Origin of the sequence: Pseudomonas marginalis, assembly GCF_008692035.1 — a bacterium.
GTDB classification, from domain to species: domain Bacteria; phylum Pseudomonadota; class Gammaproteobacteria; order Pseudomonadales; family Pseudomonadaceae; genus Aquipseudomonas; species Aquipseudomonas marginalis.
In genome coordinates this window covers 1,706,483-1,730,791 of sequence record NZ_VTFG01000002.1, presented here as the reverse complement: position 1 = coordinate 1,730,791, position 24,309 = coordinate 1,706,483, and the positions used below count along the sequence as shown (strand labels likewise).

18 protein-coding genes are annotated in these 24,309 nt (G+C 61.8%); 14 read left to right on the top strand and 4 right to left on the bottom strand.

The features are described 5' to 3' along the window. Positions 1-47 precede the first annotated feature (47 nt). From FX984_RS28235 to FX984_RS28210, 6 genes are all read left to right on the top strand, one after another. Positions 48-2,351: a YgiQ family radical SAM protein gene (locus FX984_RS28235; RefSeq protein WP_027607690.1), complete on the top strand. Its 2,304-nt coding sequence runs from the start codon at positions 48-50 to the stop codon at positions 2,349-2,351. 207 nt (positions 2,352-2,558) lie between these two features. Next, a complete protein-coding gene (ssp4, locus tag FX984_RS28230) occupies positions 2,559-3,479 on the top strand; it encodes an Ssp4 family T6SS effector (RefSeq protein WP_027607691.1) in 921 nt (306 codons plus the stop codon). Then, complete coding sequence (locus FX984_RS28225; protein WP_146476859.1) at positions 3,476-3,937, top strand: hypothetical protein; 462 nt, start codon at positions 3,476-3,478, stop codon at positions 3,935-3,937. Before ssp4 ends, FX984_RS28225 begins: the two co-directional genes overlap by 4 nt. 187 nt (positions 3,938-4,124) lie before the next feature. Continuing rightward, positions 4,125-7,415: a transglutaminase family protein gene (locus FX984_RS28220; protein WP_146476860.1), complete on the top strand. Its 3,291-nt coding sequence runs from the start codon at positions 4,125-4,127 to the stop codon at positions 7,413-7,415. A gap of 96 nt (positions 7,416-7,511) precedes the next feature. Further along, positions 7,512-9,998 carry a circularly permuted type 2 ATP-grasp protein gene (locus FX984_RS28215; protein ID WP_092358966.1) on the top strand — a complete coding sequence of 829 codons (2,487 nt, stop codon included), beginning with the start codon at positions 7,512-7,514 and terminating at the stop codon, positions 9,996-9,998. Beyond that, entirely contained in the window at positions 9,998-10,888 is an 891-nt protein-coding gene (locus FX984_RS28210; protein WP_092358964.1) for a transglutaminase family protein, read from the top strand. The genes FX984_RS28215 and FX984_RS28210 overlap by 1 nt, the downstream gene beginning before the upstream one ends. Before the next feature lie 46 nt (positions 10,889-10,934). Here the strand turns inward: FX984_RS28210 and FX984_RS28205 are convergent, their stop codons facing one another. Next, the gene (locus FX984_RS28205) at positions 10,935-11,117 is read right to left on the bottom strand and encodes a hypothetical protein (protein WP_027607695.1); all 183 of its coding nucleotides are present in this window, start codon (positions 11,115-11,117) and stop codon (positions 10,935-10,937) included. A gap of 332 nt (positions 11,118-11,449) precedes the next feature. Between FX984_RS28205 and azu the strand changes: the two genes are divergently transcribed. Then, positions 11,450-11,896, top strand: coding sequence for an azurin (azu, locus tag FX984_RS28200; RefSeq protein ID WP_027607696.1), 447 nt, complete (start codon positions 11,450-11,452; stop codon positions 11,894-11,896). A gap of 75 nt (positions 11,897-11,971) precedes the next feature. Here the strand turns inward: azu and nadE are convergent, their stop codons facing one another. From nadE to FX984_RS28185, 3 genes are all read right to left on the bottom strand, one after another. Then, positions 11,972-12,799, bottom strand: a complete 828-nt coding sequence (nadE, locus tag FX984_RS28195) for an NAD(+) synthase (protein ID WP_027607697.1) — start codon at positions 12,797-12,799, stop codon at positions 11,972-11,974. A 3-nt stretch (positions 12,800-12,802) separates the two neighbouring features. Further along, on the bottom strand, positions 12,803-14,017 hold the full coding sequence (pncB, locus tag FX984_RS28190) for a nicotinate phosphoribosyltransferase (protein WP_012721934.1): 1,215 nt from the start codon (positions 14,015-14,017) through the stop codon (positions 12,803-12,805). Between the two features lie 220 nt (positions 14,018-14,237). Next, the gene (locus tag FX984_RS28185) at positions 14,238-15,128 is read right to left on the bottom strand and encodes a LysR family transcriptional regulator (RefSeq protein WP_146476861.1); all 891 of its coding nucleotides are present in this window, start codon (positions 15,126-15,128) and stop codon (positions 14,238-14,240) included. 153 nt (positions 15,129-15,281) lie between these two features. On the opposite strand from FX984_RS28185, the gene amaB reads away from it, so the two are divergent. The 7 genes from amaB to FX984_RS28150 all read left to right on the top strand — a co-directional run bounded on the left by amaB (position 15,282) and on the right by FX984_RS28150 (position 23,701). After that, positions 15,282-16,772 carry an L-piperidine-6-carboxylate dehydrogenase gene (gene amaB / locus FX984_RS28180; protein ID WP_027607699.1) on the top strand — a complete coding sequence of 497 codons (1,491 nt, stop codon included), beginning with the start codon at positions 15,282-15,284 and terminating at the stop codon, positions 16,770-16,772. A gap of 171 nt (positions 16,773-16,943) precedes the next feature. Further along, a complete protein-coding gene (amaA, locus tag FX984_RS28175; RefSeq protein WP_146476862.1) occupies positions 16,944-18,227 on the top strand; it encodes an L-pipecolate oxidase in 1,284 nt (427 codons plus the stop codon). Between the two features lie 374 nt (positions 18,228-18,601). Further along, positions 18,602-19,738, top strand: a complete 1,137-nt coding sequence (locus tag FX984_RS28170; protein WP_027607701.1) for a branched-chain amino acid ABC transporter substrate-binding protein — start codon at positions 18,602-18,604, stop codon at positions 19,736-19,738. Positions 19,739-19,921: 183 nt separating this feature from the next. After that, positions 19,922-20,836 carry an ABC transporter permease subunit gene (locus FX984_RS28165; RefSeq protein WP_003236186.1) on the top strand — a complete coding sequence of 305 codons (915 nt, stop codon included), beginning with the start codon at positions 19,922-19,924 and terminating at the stop codon, positions 20,834-20,836. Positions 20,837-20,838: 2 nt separating this feature from the next. Further along, complete coding sequence (livM, locus tag FX984_RS28160) at positions 20,839-22,116, top strand: high-affinity branched-chain amino acid ABC transporter permease LivM (protein ID WP_027607702.1); 1,278 nt, start codon at positions 20,839-20,841, stop codon at positions 22,114-22,116. Further along, positions 22,113-22,988, top strand: coding sequence for an ABC transporter ATP-binding protein (locus FX984_RS28155; RefSeq protein ID WP_027607703.1), 876 nt, complete (start codon positions 22,113-22,115; stop codon positions 22,986-22,988). The genes livM and FX984_RS28155 overlap by 4 nt, the downstream gene beginning before the upstream one ends. Beyond that, positions 22,985-23,701, top strand: coding sequence for an ABC transporter ATP-binding protein (locus FX984_RS28150; protein WP_027607704.1), 717 nt, complete (start codon positions 22,985-22,987; stop codon positions 23,699-23,701). Before FX984_RS28155 ends, FX984_RS28150 begins: the two co-directional genes overlap by 4 nt. The last annotated feature ends 608 nt before the right edge of the window (positions 23,702-24,309 follow it).

The window sequence follows — 24,309 nt, the reverse complement described above, 5'->3', positions numbered from 1 at the left end:
GCTATATTCCGCGCCCGCGATTTTTCATCTCAACACCGGTCACCGTCATGCAAACAGCCAAGCCGTTATTTGACTATCCCAAGTACTGGGCCGAATGTTTCGGCCCTGCGCCATTCCTGCCGATGAGCAGGGAGGAGATGGATCAGCTTGGCTGGGATTCGTGCGACATCATCATCGTCACCGGTGATGCCTACGTGGACCACCCGTCGTTCGGCATGGCCATCATCGGCCGGCTGCTGGAGTCCCAGGGCTTCCGCGTCGGGATCATTGCGCAGCCGAACTGGCAGTCCAAAGACGACTTCATGAAACTGGGCGAGCCGAACCTGTTCTTCGGCGTCGCGGCCGGCAACATGGACTCGATGATCAACCGCTACACTGCCGACAAGAAAATCCGTTCCGATGACGCCTACACCCCAGGCGGCATGGCCGGCAAACGCCCGGACCGCGCCAGCCTGGTGTACAGCCAGCGTTGCAAGGAAGCCTACAAGAACGTGCCGATCGTACTCGGCGGCATCGAAGCATCCCTGCGCCGCATCGCCCACTACGACTACTGGCAGGACCGCGTGCGCAACTCGATCCTGATCGACGCCACCGCCGATATCCTGCTGTACGGCAACGCCGAGCGGGCCATCGTCGAAGTCGCCCAGCGCCTGTCGTGGGGCCACAAGATCGAAGACATTACCGATGTGCGCGGCACCGCGTTCATCCGTCGCGATACCCCAGCCGGCTGGTACGAAGTGGATTCCACACGTATCGACCGCCCGGGCAAGGTCGACAAGATCATCAACCCGTACGTCAACACCCAGGACACCCAGGCCTGCGCCATCGAGCAGGAAAAGGGGCCGGTCGATGATCCGGAAGAAGCCAAGGTCGTGCAGATCCTGGCCAGCCCGCGCATGACCCGCGACAAGACCGTGATCCGCCTGCCCTCGGTGGAAAAAGTCCGTGGCGACGCCGTGCTCTATGCCCACGCCAACCGCGTGCTGCACCTGGAAACCAACCCAGGCAACGCCCGCGCCCTGGTGCAGAAGCACGGCGAAGTGGACGTATGGTTCAACCCGCCGCCCATTCCGATGACCACCGAAGAAATGGACTACGTGTTCGGCATGCCGTACGCCCGTGTTCCGCACCCGGCGTACGGCAAGGAGAAAATCCCGGCCTACGACATGATCCGTTTCTCGGTGAACATCATGCGTGGCTGCTTCGGCGGCTGCACCTTCTGCTCGATCACCGAGCACGAAGGCCGGATCATCCAGAACCGTTCCGAAGAGTCGATCATTCGCGAAATCGAAGAGATCCGCGACAAGGTTCCAGGTTTCACAGGTGTGATCTCCGACCTCGGCGGCCCGACCGCGAACATGTACCGCATTGCCTGCAAGAGCCCGGAAATCGAATCCGCGTGCCGCAAGCCGTCGTGCGTATTCCCCGGTATCTGCCCGAACCTGAACACCGACCACTCGTCGTTGATCCAGTTGTACCGCAGCGCCCGTGCATTGCCGGGGGTGAAGAAGATCCTGATCGCTTCCGGCCTGCGCTACGACCTCGCGGTCGAGTCGCCGGAATACGTCAAGGAGCTGGTCACCCACCACGTCGGTGGCTACCTCAAGATCGCCCCGGAACACACCGAGGAAGGTCCGCTCAACCAGATGATGAAGCCGGGCATCGGCAGCTATGACAAGTTCAAGCGCATGTTCGAGAAGTACACCAAGGAAGCGGGCAAGGAGCAGTACCTGATCCCGTACTTCATCGCCGCCCACCCGGGCACCACCGATGAAGACATGATGAACCTGGCCCTGTGGCTCAAGGGCAACGGCTTCCGCGCCGACCAGGTGCAGGCGTTCTACCCGTCGCCGATGGCCACCGCCACCGCGATGTATCACTCGGGCAAGAACCCGCTGCGCAAGGTCACCTATAAGAGCGACGCGGTGACCATCGTCAAGAGCGAAGAGCAGCGCCGCCTGCACAAGGCGTTCCTGCGCTATCACGACCCGAAGGGCTGGCCGATGCTGCGTGAAGCGCTGACCCGCATGGGCCGTGCCGACCTGATCGGGCCGGGCAAGGACCAGCTGATCCCGCTGCACCAGCCGAGCACCGACAGCTACCAGAGCGCCCGTCGCAAGAACTCGACGCCGGCTGGCAGCCACAAGGTCGCCAAGGAAACCACCACCAGGATCCTCACCCAGCACACCGGCTTGCCGCCCCGTGGCAGTGACGGCAGCAACCCGTGGGACAAGCGTGAGCAAGCCAAGGCGGCGGCCCAGGCGCGTAACAAGCAGGCGGCCAAGGAACGCAGTGATGCGGCCAAGGGCAAGGGCGGCAAGCCGGCCCGCAAGCCGGTTGTGCCGCGTTGATCGTCGCTTGAAAATGCAAACGCCAGCCTTGTGCTGGCGTTTTGCTTTCTAGGCGGTGGGGAGGCTGTTTGGTAAGGTGGCGCCCATTAAATCGCTATCGGGGGCAAGCCCCCTCCCACATTGGATTGCGAATACAGACAAGTGTCGGAGGGGGCTTGCCCCCGATAGCGTCAGTCCAGTCTCCACCTCTTCAAGGAAGAACACCCCATGGGCAACCCCCTGGCCGGCATCGGCATGGACTCCAACCGCTCCCAGTTCATGGCGCGCCAGCGCATCGAAAGCCAGATCAACCTGCCACGGCTGTTCGCGGCCATCGACGCCGACCCCAGCATCGTCGGCGCGGGGGTGGTGTATATCGACGCTGACTTCAATGTCATTACCCTGCGCGAATTCAAGCCCATCTGCAGCATCAAGCCCAAGCGCATCATTTTGCGTGAAGCGCAGAAGTACATTGCGCCAACACAGTTTGCTCAACATGTCGTGAGCAATCCTCGAGAATCGCGACTGATTGGCGAAGCCGTGAATACCGGAATCTCCTGCTTGGGGGCGGTCATCAGTTGGGCTGCGATCGCCAGTGGAACAATTCTGGTGCCTTTCAGCGCTGGCGCCAGTTCCGTCATCGTTGTAGTGGGGTATGCGGCTGCCGGCGCAAGTACGCTTCAGTGTTTCAACGGCATTGCCCGAACAGCGCTGGAAGTCGCCAAACCTGAGGTCAAGGATTCGCTCGACAGTGAAGGCTGGTACCAGAATGCGTCCATCGTGCTGGACGCCGTATCACTGGCTGGCGTGGGCGCTTCGGCCCTGACGACGGTCAAGCTGGTCAGGGCCGCCAAAGCATCGACGGGCAAGAGCCTGCGTGATGTGCTTCGCGGTTTGAATCGCCAGGAAAGAGCCAAGCTGACGAAAGAGCTGCTGAGCATCAACCATCCCAGCTTGACCGCGAAGATGATCAAATTGAGGCAGGCGTCGGGCGAACTCACCAAGCGTTTCACCCCTACGCAGCTCAAGCACAGCACCACTACCCAGATCAAAGACGTCCTAGGCGCAAGCGTTGGGTTTGGCGGGAGTGCCTACTCCGGAAACGTCAACACCATCGCGATTGGACTGTACGAGGAGGTAAGCGAATGAGCGAATTGATGACGCTACGCGACTTTTTCAGACAATACTTTCTGACGTTTATGGGCGGCGTATTTGCTGCGTGTTTTTCTTTGGCGTTGGCTGTGGCGCTGGCGTTCATCACCTATTTTCGTGATGCGCCGATGGCTCAAGTGGGGCTCAAGATCATGTCTGCCGGGGCGCTGCTCATTCTGTTGACGGTCCATAGCAACTTTATGATTTTGCGGGGCCGACCCTCATGGGTGTGGGGAATGGTCGGTATCTATGTCGCCTGTCTACTGTTTGTAGTTCCGATGGTTCAATTCCAGCCTCACAAAGTCCTGTATGGGTTGGCGCTGTTATTCCCATTGCTCGGATTATTGACACTTAACAGCAAGGTTCAACGAGAGATGCGCATGAAACTCGTGGGAATCCGTCGCATTCGGCAGGCGGTTAAACCAGCCGTAATCGCAAAGCGCAAAACCCGTTGATTGGGTAGATTCGCCACCCATCCTCACATTAACGCCACAAATATGTGCGGCGCCTGCACCACGACACCACCGTCGGCGCCGTTTTGGTGCTGTACTGCACCGGGTCTTACGATAAAGCGCAATGACCGCCGCTCTGGCATAAGTCTTGCGCGCGTTGTGTCCATGCCCTGGCTCGCAGGAGGCCGCCGTGTCGATTCATGTCGCGTTGCACCACGTTACGCATTACCGCTACGACCGCGCGGTCGAACTCGGCCCACAGATTGTACGTCTGCGCCCGGCGGCCCATAGCCGCACGCGGATTTTGTCCTACGCACTCAAAGTGCTGCCCGAGCAGCACTTCATCAATTGGCAGCAGGACCCCCAGGGCAATTACCTGGCGCGTCTGGTGTTCCCGGAAAAGACCGATGAACTGCGCATCGAGGTTGACCTGGTCGCCGAGATGGCGGTGTTCAACCCGTTCGATTTTTTCCTTGAGCCCTACGCCGAAAAAATTCCCTTCAGCTATGCCGCCGATGAACAGCGCGAGCTGGCGCCGTACCTGGAAACCCTGCCGCTGACGCCGAGGTTTGCCGCCTACCTGGCGGGTATCGACCGCACCCCGCTGCCGGCCGTGGATTTCCTGGTGGGCCTCAACCAGCGCCTGGCCGCCGACATCGGCTACCTGATTCGCATGGAACCGGGGGTGCAAACCCCGGAATTCACCCTGGAAAACGCGTCCGGCTCCTGCCGTGATTCGGCCTGGCTGCTGGTGCAATTGCTGCGCAACCTCGGGTTGGCGGCGCGGTTTGTGTCCGGCTATCTGATCCAGCTGACCGCCGACGTCAAAGCCCTCGACGGCCCCTCCGGCACCGAAGTCGACTTCACCGACCTGCACGCCTGGTGCGAAGTGTATTTGCCCGGTGCCGGCTGGATCGGCCTGGATGCCACCTCCGGGCTGTTCGCCGGTGAAGGGCATATCCCGTTGGCCTGTAGTCCCGATCCATCGTCCGCCGCGCCGATCAGTGGGCTGGTGGAACCCTGCGAGTGCGAATTTACCCACGAGATGTCGGTGGAGCGCATCTGGGAAGCGCCACGGGTCACCAAGCCCTACACCGAAGAGCAATGGCTGGCGATCCAGGCCCTGGGCCGGCAGATCGATGGCGACCTGCTCAAGGATGATGTACGCCTGACCATGGGCGGCGAGCCGACCTTCGTCTCCATCGACGACCCTGACGGCGCCGAGTGGAACACCGCAGCCCTCGGGCCGGACAAGCGGCGCTTGTCCGCCGAGCTGTTCCAGCGCATGCGCAAGCACTACGCACCCAAGGGCCTGGTGCACTTCGGCCAGGGCAAGTGGTACCCCGGCGAGCAATTGCCGCGCTGGTCGCTTAACTGCTACTGGCGCCGTGACGGCGTGCCCATCTGGCACAACAGCGCGCTGATCGCCGATGAACAACAGGACTACGGCGCCGATGGCGTAATGGCCGGGCGCTTCCTGGCCAGCGTCGCCGAGCGCCTCAAGCTGCCGGCGCGCTTTGTATTCCCGGCCTTCGAAGACAACTTCTACTACCTGTGGCGCGAAGGTGCGCTGCCGCAAAACGTCACGGCCCAGGACCCGCGCTTGAGTGACGAGCTGGAGCGCGAACGCCTGCGCAAGGTGTTCAGCCAGGGCCTGGATAAAGTCATCGGCCAGGTACTGCCGCTGGCGCGTACGGCGGCCAATGACCGCTGGCAGAGCGGGCGCTGGTACCTGCGCGATAACCATTGCCGCCTGGTGCCGGGGGATTCGCCGCTGGGCTATCGCCTGCCGTTGGCCTCGCAGCCGTGGGTGACGGCGGCGGAGTATCCGTTCGTGCACCCCACCGACCCTAACCAGGATCAGCCGGAACTGCCGGCCAGTGCGCAACTGCAAAGCCATGGCGAACCCGCGCCGAACGACGAGCGAGTGCCCGAGGTCGACGAGTCCGCCGACTGGCTGACCCGCACTGCCCTGTGTGCCGAAGCGCGGGAAGGGCGCCTGTACCTGTTTATGCCGCCCCTGGAACGCGTCGAGGATTACCTGGAACTGGTGGCCGCCATCGAAGCCACCGCCGAGGAATTGCACTGCCCGGTGCTGCTGGAAGGCTACGAACCGCCGTTCGATATGCGCCTGAGCAACTTCCGCGTTACGCCGGATCCGGGTGTGATCGAGGTCAACGTGCAGCCGTCCGCGACCTGGGACGAGTTGGTGGAACGCACCGAATTCCTCTACGAGGAGGCGCGGCAAACCCGGCTGACCACCGAGAAGTTCATGATCGACGGCCGCCACACCGGCACCGGCGGCGGCAACCACTTTGTGCTGGGGGGCGCGACGCCTAAGGACTCGCCGTTCCTGCGCCGGCCCGACCTGCTGCGCAGCCTGATCAGCTATTGGCATAACCACCCCTCGCTCTCGTACCTGTTTTCCGGCCTGTTTATCGGCCCGACCTCCCAGGCACCGCGGGTGGACGAAGCCCGCAACGACGCGCTGTATGAGCTGGAAATCGCCTTTGCCCAAATGCCGCAGCCGGGTGAAGAATGCCCGCCGTGGTTAGTGGATCGCCTGCTGCGCAACCTGTTGATCGACGTGACGGGCAACACCCACCGCGCCGAATTCTGTATCGACAAACTCTATTCGCCGGATGGAGCCACCGGCCGCTTGGGCCTGCTGGAGTTGCGTGCCTTTGAAATGCCGCCCCACGCACGCATGAGCCTGACCCAGCAATTGCTGCTGCGGGCCTTGGTCGCGCGCTTCTGGCGTGAACCCTATGCGCCGCCGAAACTGGCGCGCTGGGGCACCGAATTGCATGACCGCTTCCTGTTGCCGCACTTTATCGAGCAGGACTTTGCCGATGTGATCGTCGAGTTGAACGCCGCCGGTTACCCGTTGCGCGCCGAATGGTTCGCCGCGCACCTGGAGTTCCGCTTCCCCAAGGTGGGCGATTACGCCGTCAGCGGGATCGAACTGGAACTGCGCCAGGCCCTGGAGCCTTGGCATGTACTGGGCGAAGAGGGCGCGGTGGGCGGCACGGTGCGCTATGTGGATTCGTCCCTGGAGCGCTTGCAGGTGAAGGTGAGCGGGCTGCCGCCGCAACGCTACCTGCTGACCTGCAATGGCATCCCGGTGCCACTGCAACCGACCGGGCGCATTGGCGAGTTCGTCGCCGGCGTGCGTTACCGCGCCTGGCAACCTGCCAACTGCCTGCAACCGACCATCCCGGTGCACGCGCCGCTGGTGTTCGACCTGCTGGACACCTGGATGCAACGCTCCCTGGGCGGCTGCCAGTACCATGTCGCGCATCCGGGCGGGCGTAACTACGACAGCCTGCCGGTAAACGCCAATGAGGCGGAGAGCCGGCGCATGGCGCGGTTTTTCCGTCTCGGCCACACGCCTGGCAAGCTCACCGTGCCGAGTGTTGTGATCAATGACGAATTGCCGATGACCCTGGATCTGCGGCGTCACTCCAATAAAAATGACTAAAAGCGATCACAATGTGGGAGGGAGCAAGCGCCCTCCCACATTAGATTGCAGTGAATTTGAATTAAACTGAGCCCCTTTGCCTCTGCCGAGCGTTCCATGCCCGACTTGCTCGACCAATACCCGCTGACCGCGGGTACTTATCACGAACTGCTGGACGACAGTGGCGCAGTACGCGCCCATTGGCAGCGCTTGCTCGATCACCTGCAACGCAGCACACCCGCGCAACTGGCCCAGCGCCAGGCGCTGCTGACAAGGCAGATCCAGGAAAACGGCGTCACCTATAACGTCTACGCCGACCCCAAGGGCGCCGATCGCCCGTGGGAACTGGACCTGCTGCCCCATGTGCTGGCGGCCGATGAATGGCAGCAGCTGTCAGCGGGTATCGCCCAGCGTGCGCGCCTGCTCAACGCCGTACTGGCGGACCTCTACGGGCCGCAACGCTTGATCAAGGAAGGCCTGCTGCCGGCCGAGCTGGTGTTCGGGCATAACAATTTCCTCTGGCCGTGCCAGGGCATCCAACCGCCTGATGGTGCGTTTCTTCACCTGTATGCCGTGGACCTGGCGCGTACCCCGGATGGCCGCTGGTGGGTCACCGCCGACCGCACGCAGGCGCCTTCGGGCGCCGGTTATGCGTTGGAAAACCGCACCATCGTGTCCCGCGCCTTCCCGGACCTGTACCGTGATCTGCAGGTGCAGCACCTCACCGGTTTCTTCCGCACGCTCCAGGAAACCCTGGCCCGCCAGGCGCCGAGCGATGACCAGCCGCCGCTGATCGTGCTGCTCACCCCTGGGCGTTTCAACGAGAGCTATTTCGAACACCTGTACCTCGCGCGTCAGCTCGGCTACCCGCTGGTGGAAGGCGGCGACCTCACGGTGCGCGACAGCACGGTGTTCCTGAAAACCCTCAGTGGCCTGCGCCGGGTGCACGCGATCATGCGTCGCCTCGACGACGACTTCTGCGACCCGCTGGAGCTGCGCACCGACTCCGCCCTCGGCGTACCCGGCCTGCTCGACGCCGCGCGCCAGGGCAATGTGCTGGTGGCCAATGCCCTGGGCAGCGGCGTGCTGGAATCCCCCGGTTTGCTCGGCTTTCTGCCCAGGATCAACCAGTTCCTGTTCGGCGAAGAATTGATCCTGCCGTCCATCGCCACCTGGTGGTGCGGTGAGGCGCCGGTGCTCGCCGAAGCCCTGGAGAAACTGCCGGAACTGCTGATCAAGCCAGCGTTTCCGTCGCAAAGTTTCACCCCGGTATTCGGTCGCGACTTGAACGACGAGCAACGCCAGGCCCTGGCCGAACGCATGCGTGCGCGGCCTTACGCCTACGTCGCCCAGGAGCTGGCGCAACTGTCCCAGGCACCGGTGTGGCACACCGTGGAGGATCACCTGCAACACCGCGCCATCGGCATGCGCGTGTATGCCGTGGCCAGCGCGGAGGGCTACCGTGTATTGCCCGGCGGCCTGACCCGCGTGGCGGCCGACGCCGATGCCGAAGTGGTATCGATGCAGCGCGGCGGCGCCAGCAAGGACACCTGGGTGCTGGGCGAACGTGCCAGCAGTGGCGAGCATTGGCGCGCCCAACGCGCGATCGGTGCACACGACCTGGTGCGCCGCGACCCTTATCTGCCGTCCCGCGTGGTGGAAAACCTGTTCTGGTTCGGCCGTTACTGCGAACGCTGCGACGACAGCGCACGCTGGCTGCGCATCGTGCTGGCGCGCTATGTCGACGGCGATGACCCCCTGGCCTTGCAGGCGGCGGTCGAGTTGGGTGAAAACCTGCGCCTGCTGCCGGAGGAGGGCGAGCTGCCCGAGCGTTTGCAGGCGGCCTTGCTCGGCGATGATTGGCCGTCGAGCCTGCGCGCCAACCTGCAACGCTTGCAGTGGGCGGCGTCCCAGGTGCGCGGCAAGCTGTCCCGTGAAAACTGGCAGGCCCTGGTGGAGTTGCAGCGCGAAGCCCTGGAGCTGGAGAGCGAAAGCCCGGATTTTGGTGAGTTGCTGGACTTCCTCAACCGCCTGGTGATGTCCCTGGCGGCGCTGTCCGGGTTTGCTCTGGACGACATGACCCGCGACGAAGGCTGGCGCTTCCTGATGATGGGCCGGCGCATCGAGCGCCTGCAATTTCTCAGCAGCAGCCTGGCGGCATTCCTGCGCGGCGTGGCGGTGTTCGATCAAGCGGGCCTGGAGTGGTTGCTGGAGCTGGGCAACAGCAGCATCACCTACCGCTCGCGCTACCTGGCGGTGCCGCAGTTGATCCCGGTACTCGACCTGCTGCTGCTGGACGAGCAAAACCCCCACGCGGTGCTGTTCCAGCTCAAGCTGGTGAGCCGCACGCTGCGACGTCTCAACGACGATTTTGGTGTGCCTCGGGAAACCGGCCTGGGCCCATTGGTGGAGCGCCTGGCGCGTTTCGACCTGGCGTGCCTGGAGAACCCGTTGTTTGGCGAATCCAGCGTGCGTGCCGCACTGGAAGGCCTGGCCGACCTGCTGCAGGCGGTCGCCGATGAGAGTGGGCAGGTATCGGATCGTCTGGCTTTGCGCCACTTTGCCCATGTGGATGATGTCAGTCAGCAAACGGTGTCGGTGTGATGAGTGCGCGCTACCAGATTTTCCACGATACCCATTACCACTACGACAGCCCGGTGTCCCTGGCCCAGCAGCTCGCGCATTTATGGCCGAGGCCGTGCGCCTGGCAGCGTTGCAGCGCCCAGCAACTGGATATCAGCCCGCCGCCGTCGTCACGCCGGGATGAGCTGGACGTGTTCGGCAACCCGATCACCCGCCTGGCGTTCGAGCGGCCCCATGATGAATTACTGGTGAACGCCGGGCTGACCGTGGAAGTGCTGGCGCGGCCGGTGCTGGATTTCCAGCAGTCGCCCGCCTGGGACCAGACCCGCGACAGCCTGACCTACGGCAGCCAGCCGCTGTCGCTCGAGTTGATCGAAGCCTGTCGCTATCGCTTCGAATCGCCCTACGTGCACTTGAAGAAAACCTTCGTCGAATTTTCCGAAAGCTGTTTTCCCCCTGGCAAACCGTTGCTGTTGGGTGTGCAGGCGCTGATGGAAAAGATCTTCAGTGAATTCACCTTCGATGCCGAAGCCACCCAGGTCGCCACGCCGCTGGTGGAAGTGCTGGAGCGTCGCCGCGGCGTGTGCCAGGACTTCGCCCACCTGATGCTCGCCTGCCTGCGCTCGCGCGGCCTGGCGGCGCGTTACATCAGCGGCTACCTGCTCACCCAGCCACCACCCGGCCAGCCACGGCTGATCGGCGCCGATGCCTCCCACGCATGGGTCTCGGTGTATTGCCCGGTATCGGGGTGGGTGGATTTCGATCCGACGAACAATGTGCAGCCGGCACTGGAGCACATCACCCTGGCCTGGGGCCGGGACTTCTCCGATGTGTCGCCGTTGCGTGGGGTGATTCTGGGGGGAGGGAGCCATGACCCGGAGGTGCGGGTGACGGTGATGCCGCTGGAATAGCAGGGGAGCGTGGTGAGCCGGGGTGGCCTGCTCACCACAACGAAAATTATTCAGCTGGATCTTTTGGTGTTTCAGTCTCGTCGTTCGTTACTTCACCATCAGCATCCGGGTTGAGTGCGCCCGCTTCTTCATCTACCGCGGCTTTCTTGCGTTGCAGTTTTTCCTCTTTCTTCTGTTCCTTGGCCAAGTCTCTCTGACGTTTGGCGAAGGAGTAATTAGGTTTTGCCATGGGCGATCCTCTAGGGTCGAAGGTGAGGGTGGCGGCGCGCAGCTGCCTTGGGACGACATGGTAGCAGCTTCAAGGGGCGCTTGGCCTTCACTTACCGCAGGCGTACGCGGCCAGGAGGCCATTGAACAGTTGGTTGAGGTGCATGGCTCGGGCTCCAGTGGGTGATGGGCCGATCATAGACAGCCTGCGGCACTTTGGCTGGTTGATTGTGTCGATAAGTCTGATAGCCTAAAGTTGTATACAATCTGTTGATTCAGGTCATAAGAGTTTTTGCCTGCCTCAGGCACCCTTGTCGCATTACGCGTTGTTTAAACCCTGCCTTGGAGATTCACATGTTTGCCAAACTCGTTGCTGTTTCCCTGCTGACTCTGGCCAGCGGCCAGTTGCTTGCTGCAGAGTGCAAGGTCACCGTCGACTCCACTGACCAGATGTCCTTCAACACCAAGGAAATCACGATCGACAAGAGCTGCAAGACGTTTACGGTTGAGTTGACTCACTCCGGCAGCCTGCCGAAAAACGTCATGGGCCATAACTGGGTGCTGACCAGCGCCGCCAACATGCAGCCGGTTGCCACTGATGGCATGGCCGCTGGCATCGACAAGAACTACCTGAAAGAGGGTGACGATCGCATCATCGCCCACACCAAGATCATTGGTGCCGGCGAGAAGGATTCGGTGACCTTCGATGTCTCGAAACTGGCGGCCGGTACGGATTACGCGTTCTTCTGCTCGTTCCCAGGCCACATTTCGATGATGAAGGGCACTGTGGTCCTGAAGTAAGACCGCGTTATCGTTCATCGGGGGCTTGCCCCCCGATGACTGCCTGCCAATCAACACACCACTATCTGGCTCACCTCACGGCGCAAACGGCATCACCCGCTTGTGCTCGGTCTTGCGGTACGTCTCGCAGATGATCCGGAACGCTTCCTCGCGCACCGGCTCACCGTGCAGGAACGCATCGATCTCGGCATAGGTCACGCCATGTGACGCTTCATCCGGCTTGCCTGGCGACAGGTCTTCCAGATCGGCCGTCGGCACCTTCTCCACCAACGACTCCGGCGCACCAAAGAACCGCGCAATCGCGCGTACCTGGTTTTTCACCAGGCCGCTCAACGGCGCCAGGTCGCAGGCGCCATCACCGAACTTGGTGAAAAAGCCCATCACCGCTTCCGCCGCATGGTCGGTACCGATCACCAGGCCGCTGGCCGCGCCGGCGATGGTGTACTGCGCCACCATGCGCATGCGCGCCTTGGTGTTGCCGAGCACGAAGTCGCGGGACACCGCCGCCTTGCCTTCAAACGCCGCCACTTCATTGGCCAGGGCTTTCACCGCCGGGCCGATATTCACGGTGTGGCGCTCGTCCGGGTCGATAAAGTCCACCGAGGCCTGGGCATCGATTTCATCGAACTGGGTTTCGTAGGGCAGGCGCACGGCGATAAAGCGGTAGGCCTCGTCACCGGTGCGAGAGCGCAGTTCCTGCATCGCGCGTTGGGCCAAGAGGCCGGCAGTCAGGGAGTCGACGCCGCCGCTGATGCCCAACACCAGTGTCTTGAGCCCGGAATTACGCAGGCAGTCCTGGATAAACGCTACGCGCCGGGCGACCTCGGCCTCGAGGGCGGCCTGGTCCTTGAACGGTGCTTGGACCTTGAGCTGTTCAGCAATCTCACGCTGTACGGCTTGCATGATTCACTCCTTGCTAGAGATGGCAGGTACTTTGAAAACATGACGCAAATAGGCGACAAAATTCGGGTCGGTGCAGTGGGTCTTGCCCGCTTCATCGGAGATCTTCGCGACGGGCTGGCCATTGCAGGCGGTCATTTTAAGCACGATGCTCATCGGTTCCACCCCTGGAATATCGCAGGTCAGGTTGGTGCCGATGCCGAAGCTCACATTAATGCGACCACGCAGCGCGCGGAATATTTCCAAGGCCTTGGGCAACGACAGGCTGTCGGAGAACACCAGGGTCTTGCTCATCGGCTCGATGCCCAGCTTGTGGTAGTGGGCGATGGCTTTTTCGGCCCACTGCACCGGGTCGCCGGAGTCATGGCGCAGGCCATCGAACAGCTTGGCGAAGTACAAGTCGAAGTCGCCAAGGAAGGCGTCGGTGGTGATGCAATCGGTCAGGGCGATACCCAGCAGGCCACGGTATTCGCGGACCCAACAGTCGAGGGCGGCGATCTGGCTGTCGATCAGGCGCGGGCCGAGTTGCTGGTGGGCCATGATCCATTCATGGGCCATGGTGCCCAGTGGCTTCATATCGAACTCGCGGGCCAGGTGTACGTTGCTGGTGCCGACAAAACGCCCGGGGAAGTCATGCTTGAGCACGCTGACCACCTCTTCCTGCACGCGGTACGAGAAGCGTCGGCGCGTGCCGAAGTCGGCCACTTGCAGCTCGGACAGCTCATCGCTGCTGGCGTTGGCCGTCAGCCAGTCGAACTTGCGGTACAGCTGCTCGCGGGCCTGTTCGAGGATCACCGTCTGGTAACGGTAGCGGTTGCGCACTTCGCTGACGATCGCCAGCATCGGCACTTCAAACAGAATCACATGCAGCCACGGCCCGCGCAGGCGGATAAACAACTCGCCGTTCTCGATGCCGGTCTGCACATAGCGCAGGTTGAAGCGAAACAGCCCGAGAAAGCGCAGAAAATCCGGCTTCATAAAGCTGATGCGTTCCAGGAACCCCAGTTGGTCGGGGCTCAGGCTCAGCTCGGCGAGGCGCTCGATCTGGTAGCGGATCTCCGCCAGGTACGGGCGCAGGTCTTCGCTGTTGCGGCAACGAAACTCCCATTCAACTTCCACATTGGGGTAGTTGTGCAGCACCGCCTGCATCATGGTCAGCTTGTAGAAGTCGGTGTCGAGCAAGTTCTGCACGATGCGATCGGCAAACACACTCTCGCTCATAACGGGAATCTCCAGACAGGTCGGCGATGGGGGCGGACCTTTACGCATAATTAAGGAAGAGGGCTAGTGGCGCATAGACGCGGGTAGGTTTGCCAGTGATTTTTTTCCAAGGCCACTGGCGCCATCGGGGGCAAGCCCCCTCCCACACTTGGAATGCGTTCCAGATGTGGGAGGGGCGGTGCGACGATTCGACTTGCTCCCGATAGCGATTTTCCAGGCGCTAAATAACCTGCTCCATCATCCACTTCACAAACTCCCGCACCTTGGGCACCTCCGCCGCGTGTTCCGGGAAGGCCAGGTAATAAGCGTCCTGGCTGGGCATTGCATGCTGCCAGGGGATCACCAGCTTGCCGTCGGCCAGTTCTTCTTCCACCAGAAAGCGCGGCAACAAGGCCACGCCGCAACCGACCTGCGCCGCACGAATGCACATATAAAAGGTGTCGAAACGCGGCCCGTGGTAGCTGTGTTCGGTGTGATAACCCTGGTCGGCAAACCAGTCGTGCCAGCCCTGGGGGCGCGAGGCGTTTTGCAGCAGCACCAGGTCGCTCAGTTGCGTGGGATCGGTGAACGGCTGCGCCGGCAGGCTTTCCGGGGCGCACACCGGCACCAGCTCTTCGCTGAACAGTTTCAGGCTCTCGGTGCCGGGGCGCGAGCCCTGGCCGAAGTAGAAGGCCATGTCGGCCTTGCCTTGCAGCAGTTCGTCCGGCTCCTGTTCGTTGCACAGGTCCAGGTGGATCTGCGGGTGGCGCAGTCGCCAGCCCTTGAGGCGCGGCACCAGCCAGCGCGCGCCAAAGGTGTAGGGGGTGGACACGCGCAACACTTCGGTCTCGCCGCCATAGGAGCGCAGGTAGTGGGTGGACATCTCCACCTGCGTGAGGATCTTGCGTACTTCCACCAGGTACAGGTCACCTGCCGGAGTCATCTGCAAGCGGCGGCGTACGCGGCGGAACAGCAGGTGCTGGAGTAATTCCTCCAACTGCGCGACCTGTTTGCTCACTGCGCTTTGCGTGAGGTTCAGCTCCTCGGCGGCGCGGGTGAAGCTCAGGTGGCGGGTGGCGGCCTCGAAACACTGCAGCGCGGTGATCGAGGGCAAATGTCTTTTGTTCAGCACGGCATGCCTCTTTTTATTCTTTGCATGAATAAACGGAATGATATCTCGCCTAATCGTCGTTTGTTGGCAAGTCTTGGGCCAGCTACAAATAAGGCCTGGATCGCCGTGCGTGCCGCGGTGCGATTTTTTGTTCGAAGATTAAAGGAGTGACCCATGGTTGCCGCATTGCTTGATCGTCTCGGGGTAAACCCGGCGCTGTACCAGGCGGGTAAACAACCCGTGCATTCGCCCATTGATGGCAGCCGTATCGGCAGTGTGCACTGGGAAGGTGCCGCCGAGGTGGAGCAACAGGTCAGTCGCGCCGAGCATGCATTCGAGGCCTGGCGCAACGTGCCGGCACCCCGTCGCGGCGAGTTGGTGCGCCAGTTCGGCGATGTACTGCGCGAATACAAGGCCGATCTGGGCGAGCTGGTGTCCTGGGAAGCCGGCAAGATCACCCAGGAAGGCCTGGGTGAAGTGCAGGAAATGATCGACATCTGCGACTTCGCCGTGGGCCTGTCCCGCCAGTTGTACGGCTTGACCATCGCCTCCGAGCGCCCAGGCCACCATATGCGTGAAACCTGGCACCCGCTGGGTGTGGTCGGGGTGATCAGCGCCTTCAACTTCCCGGTGGCCGTGTGGGCGTGGAACACCACACTGGCGCTGGTGTGCGGCAACGCAGTGATCTGGAAACCGTCGGAAAAGACCCCGCTCACCGCCCTGGCGTGCCAGGCGCTGTTCGAGCGTGTGCTGAAGAATTTCAAGGATGCGCCGCAGTACCTGAGCCAGGTCATCATCGGCGGCCGCGATGCCGGCGCTGCGCTGGTGGATGACCCACGCGTGGCCCTGATCAGCGCCACCGGCAGCACCCGCATGGGCCGCGAAGTGGCGCCGAAAGTTGCCGCGCGGTTTGCCCGCAGCATCCTCGAGCTGGGCGGCAACAACGCCATGATCCTCGGCCCGAGCGCCGACCTGGACATGGCCGTGCGCGCCATCCTGTTCAGCGCCGTCGGCACCGCCGGCCAGCGCTGCACCACCCTGCGCCGCCTGATCGCCCACGAGTCGGTCAAGGAAGAAATCGTCACCCGCCTCAAGGCCGCCTATTCCAAAGTGCGCATCGGCCACCCGCTGGAGGGCAACCTGGTCGGCCCGCTGATCGACAAGCATGGCTTCGACGCTATGCAGGACGCCCTGGAGCAGGCCTTGAGTGAAGGCGGCAAGGTGTTCGGCGGCGAGCGCCAGTTGGAAGACAAGTTCCCCAACGCCTACTACGTGTCACCGGCCATTGTCGAAATGCCTGAGCAAAGCGATGTGGTGTGCACCGAAACCTTCGCGCCGATTCTGTATGTCGTCGGCTACAAGGACTTCGCCGAAGCCCTGCGCCTGAACAACGCCGTACCCCAAGGCCTGTCGTCGTGCATCTTCACCACTGACGTGCGCGAGGCCGAGCAATTCATGTCGGCGGTGGGCAGCGACTGCGGAATCGCCAACGTCAACATCGGCCCGAGCGGCGCGGAGATTGGCGGCGCGTTTGGCGGTGAGAAAGAGACCGGTGGCGGGCGCGAGTCGGGTTCGGATGCATGGCGCGGGTATATGCGCCGCCAGACCAATACCGTGAACTACTCGCTGGAGTTGCCGCTGGCTCAAGGCATCACCTTCGACTGACCTCCTCAAGACGGAATGCGGTCACATGTGGGAGGGGGCTTGCCCCCGAAAGCGGTGGGTCAGCTGCACATCTGTTGATTGACACACTGCGATCGGGGGCAAGCCCCCTCCCACATGTGACCGCATTGCACATCAAGATTGTTGTTTGTTGGGTCTCACCGGAGTCTGGCAATGGCACTACGCGAAACATGTTTGTGGGAACACCTCACCCCTGGCCGGCCGGACCGTGCCGCGCTCCAGGGCGAGGTCAAGGTGGATGTGTGCGTGATCGGCGCCGGCATCACCGGTTTGTCCGCCGCCATTCATTTGCTGGAACAGGGTAAAAGCGTCGCCGTGCTGGAGGCCCATCGCACCGGCCACGGCGGTTCGGGGCGTAACGTCGGGTTGGTGAATGCCGGCCTGTGGATCCCTCCGGACGAGATCGAAGCCGGTTTCGGCGAAACGGTGGGCAGCCAGCTCAACCGCATGCTCGGCGCGGCACCGTCGCTGGTGTTCAGCCTGATCGACAAATACACCATCGATTGCCAATTGCGTCGCGAGGGCACCTTGCACATGGCACATAACGCCCGTGGCGAGGCGGATTTGCGCAGTCGTGAAGAGCAGTGGAAGCGCCGTGGCGCGCCGGTGGAATTGCTCACCGGCCAGGCCTGCGAACACGCCACCGGCACCAAGAAAATCGCTGCCGCCTTGCTGGACCGGCGTGCCGGCACCTTGAACCCGATGGCCTACACCAGCGGTTTGGCGAATGCCGCCGTGGGACTTGGCGGGCAGTTGTTCGACCATTCGCCGGTCACCCGGTTGGAGCGCCAAGGTGCGAGCTGGTCCGTTCAGACCGCCAGCGGTTCGGTGCAGGCTGCACAAGTGGTCATCGCTTCCAACGCCTACACCGAAGGTGAGTGGACCGAGCTGCGACGCAATTTTTTCCCCGGCTACTACTACCAGGTCGCCTCCGCGCCGCTGACCGACGCCGCCGCCGAGCAGATTCTACCCGGCGGCCAAGGCTCATGGGACACGCGCCAGGTACTGAGCAGCATCCGCCGCGATGCCGATGGCCGCCTGTTGCTCGGCAGCCTGGGCAACGGTAACCAGAAACCGGCCTGGTTCCTCAAGGCGTGGGCTGATCGGGTGCAGCAACATTACTTCCCGTACCTCAAATCGGTGCAATGGGAATTCACCTGGACCGGCTGCATCGCCTTCACCCCCGATCACCTGATGCGCCTGTTCGAGCCCGCCCCCGGCCTGGTGGCGGTAACCGGCTATAACGGGCGCGGTGTGACCACCGGCAGCGTGGTCGGCAAGGCGTTCGCCGACTATCTATGTCACCAGGATCCCCAAGCCTTGCCGATTCCGTTTGCACCCATGCAACCGCTGGCCGGGGTTGGGCTGCGCAGTTGCCTGTATGAAGCCGGATTTTCGCTGTATCACGCCGGGCAATGCCTGAGGATCGTGATCTGATCAGCGAAATACCGCTCAGAAGCCTGCATTTTCTTAGCCGGCTACTAATCTGTATTGGTGCAGGTCGTAGCAGTTGCGCACTGTAAATGTGCAGTTCCGTTACGCAGGCTGTTACAGCTGTAGGAACTGTCGTTTATTGCTTTGGTTGCAGGTGCGACCCGTCAGGGTTGTACTTTTTCGGCCCATGGGTTGCACCTATTGATGCTAGAGGGTTGCACGTCCTGGCGAGCGGAGCCGAAACGCCTGCAATAACAATGACACCGTGTCTTTTTGAAGAATAAAAACGTAATGGCACGAGGCTTGCTCTGGGCTTTCAGTGAAAAGTTTGAACGCAAGTTGTCGTGCCAAAAATCAAAAATATCGGAGCACCACTCATGTCCCAGACGTTTTACAAGAAAGGTTTTCTGGCCCTCGCCGTTGCAGCGGCGCTGGGTGTTTCTACGTTTGTTCAAGCTGATGTGAAGATTGGCGTTGCGGGGCCGATGACCGGCGCCAACGCCTCGTTCGGTGAGCAGTACATGAAGGGTGCCCAGGCGGCAGCCGAGGTGATCAACAAGGCCGGTGGCATCAACGGCGAGAAAGTCGTGCTGGTGGCAGGCGACGACGCATGCGAACCCAAGCAGGCCGTGGCCGTGGCCAACCGCCTGGCTGACCAGGACAAAGTGATTGGCGTAGTCGGGCACTTCTGCTCGTCGAACACCATCCCGGCCTCCGAGGTCTACGACGAAGCGGGCATCATCGCGATCACCCCAGGTTCTACCAACCCACAAGTGACCGAACGCGGCCTGGGCGCCATGTTCCGTATGTGCGGGCGTGACGACCAGCAAGGCATCGTCGCCGGCGACTACATCGTCGACGTGCTCAAGGGCAAGAAAGTCGCCGTCATCAACGACAAGGACACCTACGGCAAAGGCCTGGCCGACGCCACCGCTGCCCAGTTGACCAAGCGCGGCGTCAAGCCGGTGCTGGAAGAAGGCCTGACCCGTGGCGAGAAAGACTTCAGTGCGCTGGTCACCAAGATCCGCTCCCTGGGCGCCGACGTCGTGTACTTCGGTGGCCTGCACCCGGAAGCCGGTCCATTGGTTCGCCAGATTCGTGAAGCGGGCCTGAAGGACGTCAAGTTCATGTCCGATGACGGCGTAGTGACCGATGAACTGGTGGCCACCGCCGGCGGCGCGCAATACGTCGATGGCGTGTACATGACCTTTGGCGCCGACCCACGCCTGCTGCCGGACAGCAAGGCCGTGGTGGAAGAGTTCCGCAAGGCCGGCTACGAGCCTGAGGGCTACACCCTGTACGCCTACGCCTCGCTGCAGGCCCTGGCTGCCGGCTTCAACGGCGCCAAGTCCAACAAGGGCGAAGACGCGGCCAAATGGCTGAAAGCGCACCCGGTCAAAACCGTGATGGGCGAGAAGACCTGGGACGCAAAGGGCGACCTGAAAGTCTCCGACTACGTGGTTTACCAGTGGGATAAAGACGGCAAATACCACCAGCTGGAAAAGCAGAAGTAATCCATGTGGGAGGGGGCTTGCCCCCGATGCGGTGGGTCAGATGAACAATTGTTGACTGACACACCGCTATCGGGAGCAAGCCCCCTCCCACATTGGGACAGCGTTGTTATTGAGATCTGTCTTTTCCTCCAGAAGCGCCGCACACCGATTGGTGTGCAGGTGCTCACCGCGTGAGATTGCGTTATGGATGGTATTTTCCTGCAGCAACTGGTCAACGGCCTGACCCTCGGGTCGGTCTATGGCCTGATCGCCATCGGCTACACAATGGTCTATGGCATCATTGGCATGATCAACTTCGCCCACGGCGAGGTTTATATGATTTCCGCTTACCTCGCGGCGATCAGTCTGGCACTGCTGGCTTACTTCGGCATCGAATCCTTCCCGCTGCTCATTCTCGGCACCCTGATCTTCACCGTGGTCGTCACCGGCGTATACGGTTGGGTCATCGAACGGGTCGCCTACAAACCGCTGCGCAACTCCACCCGCCTGGCTCCGCTGATCAGCGCCATCGGCATCTCCCTGATCCTGCAGAACTACGCGCAGATCGCCCAGGGCGCGAAACAACAAGGCATTCCAACTCTGCTGGCCGGCGCCTGGCGCGTCGACATCGGCAGCGGGTTCGTCCAACTCACGTACACCAAGGTCTTCATCCTCGTGGCGGCGTTTGCCGGCATGGCGTTGCTCACCTACATCATCAAGTACACCAAGCTCGGCCGCATGTGCCGCGCCACCCAGCAAGACCGCAAGATGGCCTCGATCCTGGGGATCAACACCGACCGCGTGATCTCCTACGTGTTTGTCATCGGTGCCGCCATGGCGGCCCTGGCCGGCGTGCTGATCACCCTCAACTACGGCACGTTCGACTTCTATGCCGGCTTCATCATCGGCATCAAGGCGTTTACCGCAGCGGTACTCGGCGGCATCGGTTCCCTGCCTGGGGCGATGCTGGGCGGGATCATCCTGGGTATTTCCGAGTCGTTGTTCTCGGGGTTGATCAACTCCGACTACAAAGACGTGTTCAGTTTCTCCCTGCTGGTGGTGATTCTGATTTTCCGTCCCCAGGGCCTGCTTGGTCGCCCACTCGTGGCTAAGGTGTAAACATGTCTGCTGCCAAACCCATCGATATCAAGAAAAGTGTGGTCGATACGGTCCTTGCCGGGCTGATTTCGTTGATCGTGTTCGGTCCGATCGTCGGCGTGGTCCTCGACGGCTACAGCTTCAACCTGGAACCGGCCCGTGTGGCTACCCTGGTTGCCATCGTGATGGCCGGGCGCTTTGCCCTCAGCCTGTTCCTGCAAACCCCCAAGGGCCTGAAGATTCTGCAGGGCTTCGAGAGCAGCGGCTCCGGCGTGCATGTACTGCCACCGGACTACAAGTCGCGGCTGCGCTGGATCATCCCGGCGCTGATCGTGATCGCCATCGTGTTCCCGATCTTCGCCAACAAGTACCTGCTGACCGTGGTGATCCTCGGGCTGATCTACGTGTTGCTGGGCCTGGGCCTGAACATCGTGGTCGGCCTGGCCGGGCTGCTCGACCTGGGTTACGTGGCGTTCTACGCCATCGGCGCCTACGGCCTGGCGCTGGGTTATCAATACCTCGGCCTGGGCTTCTGGAGCGTGTTGCCGCTGGCAGCCATCGCAGCGGCTTTAGCGGGGTGCATACTCGGCTTCCCGGTGCTGCGAATGCACGGTGACTACCTGGCCATCGTGACCCTGGGCTTCGGTGAAATCATTCGCCTGGTGCTCAACAACTGGCTGTCATTCACCGGCGGCCCCAACGGTATGCCGGTGCCTTCGCCGACCTTCCTGGGCCTGGAGTTCGGGCGCAAGGCCAAGGAGGGCGGGGTTCCGTTCCACGAGTTCTTCGGCATCGATTACAACCCCAACATCAAGTTCATGTTCATCTACATCGTGCTGTTCCTGGTGGTGCTGGCCGTGCTGTACATCAAGCACCGCCTGACCCGCATGCCGGTCGGCCGCGCCTGGGAAGCCTTGCGCGAAGATGAGATCGCCTGCCGTTCCATGGGCCTGAACCACGTGCTGGTCAAGCTCTCGGCCTTCACCATCGGCGCGTCCACTGCCGGTTTGGCCGGGGTGTTCTTCGCCAGCTACCAAGGCTTCGTCAACCCGTCGTCGTTCACCTTCTTCGAGTCGGCGCTGATCCTGGCCATCGTGGTACTGGGCGGCATGGGCTCGACGGTCGGCGTGGTGATCGCGGCGTTCGTGTTGACCGTCGCGCCTGAACTGCTGCGCAGCTTCAGCGAATACCGCGTGCTGCTGTTTGGCGTGCTGATGGTGGTGATGATGATCTGGCGACCGCGCGGCCTGATCCGGATCAGCCGCACCGGTGTGACACCGCGCAAGGGGGTAGCGCCATGAGCAAGGAAGTCGTCCTCTCCGTGGAACACCTGATGATGCACTTCGGTGGCATCAAGGCCTTGAGCGATGTGAGCCTCAAGGTCGAACGCAACTCGATCTTCGCCCTGATCGGCCCCAACGGCGCGGGCAAGACCACCGTGTTCAACTGCCTCACCGGCTTCTACAAAGCCAGCGGCGGCAAGATCGAACTGAACATCCGTGGCAAGCAGACCAATGTGATCCAGCTGCTCGGCGAGCGCTTCAAGGCCGTCGACTTCGTATCGCCGAAAAGCTTCTTGAGCCGGGTGTACTACAAGATGTTCGGCGGCACCCACCTGGTCAACCGCGCCGGTCTGGCCCGGACCTTCCAGAACATTCGCCTGTTCAAGGAAATGTCGGTGCTGGAAAACCTGCTGGTGGCCCAGCACATGTGGGTCAACCGCAACATGCTGGCGGGCATCCTCAACACCAAGGGCTACCGCAAGGCCGAAAGCGATGCCCTCGACCACGCGTTCTACTGGCTCGAAGTGGTGGACCTGGTGGACTGCGCCAACCGCCTGGCCGGTGAGCTTTCCTACGGCCAGCAGCGCCGCCTGGAAATCGCCCGCGCCATGTGCACCCGGCCGCAGATCATCTGCCTGGACGAACCGGCAGCGGGCCTCAACCCCCAGGAAACCGAAGCCCTCAGCGCGATGATTCGCCTGTTGCGCGACGAACACGACCTGACGGTGGTGCTGATCGAACACGACATGGGCATGGTGATGAGTATTTCCGACCACATTGTGGTGCTGGACCACGGCAACGTGATTGCCGAAGGCGGGCCGGAAGCGATCCGCAACGACCCGAAAGTGATTGCCGCCTACCTGGGCGCTGACGAAGAGGAGCTGGTATGAGTGCACCTATCCTCGAAATGAAGGACCTGGACGTGTTCTACGGCCCTATCCAGGCCCTGAAAAAAGTCTCGCTGCACATCAACGAAGGCGAAACCGTGAGCCTGATCGGCTCCAACGGCGCGGGTAAATCCACGCTGCTGATGTCGATCTTCGGCCAGCCACGGGCCGAGTCGGGGCAGATCCTCTACAACGGCGTCGACATTACCCACAAGTCGTCCCACTACATTGCCTCCAACGGCATTGCACAGTCGCCGGAAGGGCGGCGGGTGTTCCCCGACATGACCGTCGAGGAAAACCTGCTGATGGGCACCATCCCCATTGGCGACAAGTTCGCCCAGGACGATATGCAACGCATGTTCGAGCTGTTCCCACGGCTCAAGGAACGACGTAACCAGCGCGCCATGACCATGTCCGGTGGCGAGCAGCAAATGCTCGCCATCGCCCGCGCGCTGATGAGCCGACCCAAGTTGTTGCTGCTGGACGAACCGAGCCTGGGCCTGGCGCCGATTGTGGTGAAGCAGATCTTTTCCACCCTGCGCGAGCTGGCCTCCACCGGGATGACCATCTTCCTGGTGGAGCAGAACGCCAACCATGCACTGCGTTTGTCGGACCGGGCGTATGTGATGGTCAACGGTGAGATTCGCCTTACCGGCACCGGCAAGGAGCTTTTGGTGAACGAGGAAGTGCGCAACGCTTACCTCGGTGGCCACTGATCCAAATAACGACGCAGTACCCCTGTGGGAGGGGGCAAGCCCCCTCCCACATTTGTTTTGTGTCGCCTGCAAGACCGATCCCAAATTGTGGAAAACAAATCCAGCCCCCCTCCAAAGCGCGACATATAGCCGCCGCAAATCCCTGTTTTGTCACACTTTTGACTTGTCCCCATCCACTGTGGAACCGGCTGTGGGTAACGTGGGAGTAGCTGGCTGAACCCCTTTAAAACCGTGGCTTTCAGCTGTGTGGTTGTTTTTTGATCAGTGGCTTTTTCGCGGCCGATCGAGGGGTTTGTCAACCTGTTTAAAGACACAGGTATATGACTGAAATATGTCCCGCCAGCCTGTGGATAAGTCTGTGACTAAACTCTGGAAAGACGGCCGCAGAGGCCGGAATGACTGGCCTGGAGCCATCGCTCGATTTGTCCCGCCGCCCCTGGGCCTACATACGCCTTCGTCCAGGTCAAGCAAAAAACTTTCTAAAATCGCCTGGAAGCCTTGTACACAGCGGCCTGAAGCGTTTTGCACTTGCCCCCAGAGACTGTGGGCGCAGCTGTGGATAACCTGCGCGCATATGGCTGCAAGCCACGGTTCATAAGGCTTTGCTC

What these genes read in the sequence shown, in the direction of transcription:
- FX984_RS28235 (WP_027607690.1), top strand. Translation starts at nt 48, where the DNA reads ATGCAAACAGCCAAGCCGTTATTTGACTATCCCAAGTACTGGGCCGAA.
- nadE (WP_027607697.1), bottom strand. Translation starts at nt 12,799, where the DNA reads ATGCAAGCCGTACAGCGTGAGATTGCTGAACAGCTCAAGGTCCAAGCA.
- FX984_RS28225 (WP_146476859.1), top strand. Translation starts at nt 3,476, where the DNA reads ATGAGCGAATTGATGACGCTACGCGACTTTTTCAGACAATACTTTCTG.
- FX984_RS28215 (WP_092358966.1), top strand. Translation starts at nt 7,512, where the DNA reads ATGCCCGACTTGCTCGACCAATACCCGCTGACCGCGGGTACTTATCAC.
- ssp4 (WP_027607691.1), top strand. Translation starts at nt 2,559, where the DNA reads ATGGGCAACCCCCTGGCCGGCATCGGCATGGACTCCAACCGCTCCCAG.
- FX984_RS28210 (WP_092358964.1), top strand. Translation starts at nt 9,998, where the DNA reads ATGAGTGCGCGCTACCAGATTTTCCACGATACCCATTACCACTACGAC.
- amaB (WP_027607699.1), top strand. Translation starts at nt 15,282, where the DNA reads ATGGTTGCCGCATTGCTTGATCGTCTCGGGGTAAACCCGGCGCTGTAC.
- FX984_RS28165 (WP_003236186.1), top strand. Translation starts at nt 19,922, where the DNA reads ATGGATGGTATTTTCCTGCAGCAACTGGTCAACGGCCTGACCCTCGGG.
- azu (WP_027607696.1), top strand. Translation starts at nt 11,450, where the DNA reads ATGTTTGCCAAACTCGTTGCTGTTTCCCTGCTGACTCTGGCCAGCGGC.
- FX984_RS28155 (WP_027607703.1), top strand. Translation starts at nt 22,113, where the DNA reads ATGAGCAAGGAAGTCGTCCTCTCCGTGGAACACCTGATGATGCACTTC.
- FX984_RS28170 (WP_027607701.1), top strand. Translation starts at nt 18,602, where the DNA reads ATGTCCCAGACGTTTTACAAGAAAGGTTTTCTGGCCCTCGCCGTTGCA.
- amaA (WP_146476862.1), top strand. Translation starts at nt 16,944, where the DNA reads ATGGCACTACGCGAAACATGTTTGTGGGAACACCTCACCCCTGGCCGG.
- pncB (WP_012721934.1), bottom strand. Translation starts at nt 14,017, where the DNA reads ATGAGCGAGAGTGTGTTTGCCGATCGCATCGTGCAGAACTTGCTCGAC.
- FX984_RS28205 (WP_027607695.1), bottom strand. Translation starts at nt 11,117, where the DNA reads ATGGCAAAACCTAATTACTCCTTCGCCAAACGTCAGAGAGACTTGGCC.
- livM (WP_027607702.1), top strand. Translation starts at nt 20,839, where the DNA reads ATGTCTGCTGCCAAACCCATCGATATCAAGAAAAGTGTGGTCGATACG.
- FX984_RS28150 (WP_027607704.1), top strand. Translation starts at nt 22,985, where the DNA reads ATGAGTGCACCTATCCTCGAAATGAAGGACCTGGACGTGTTCTACGGC.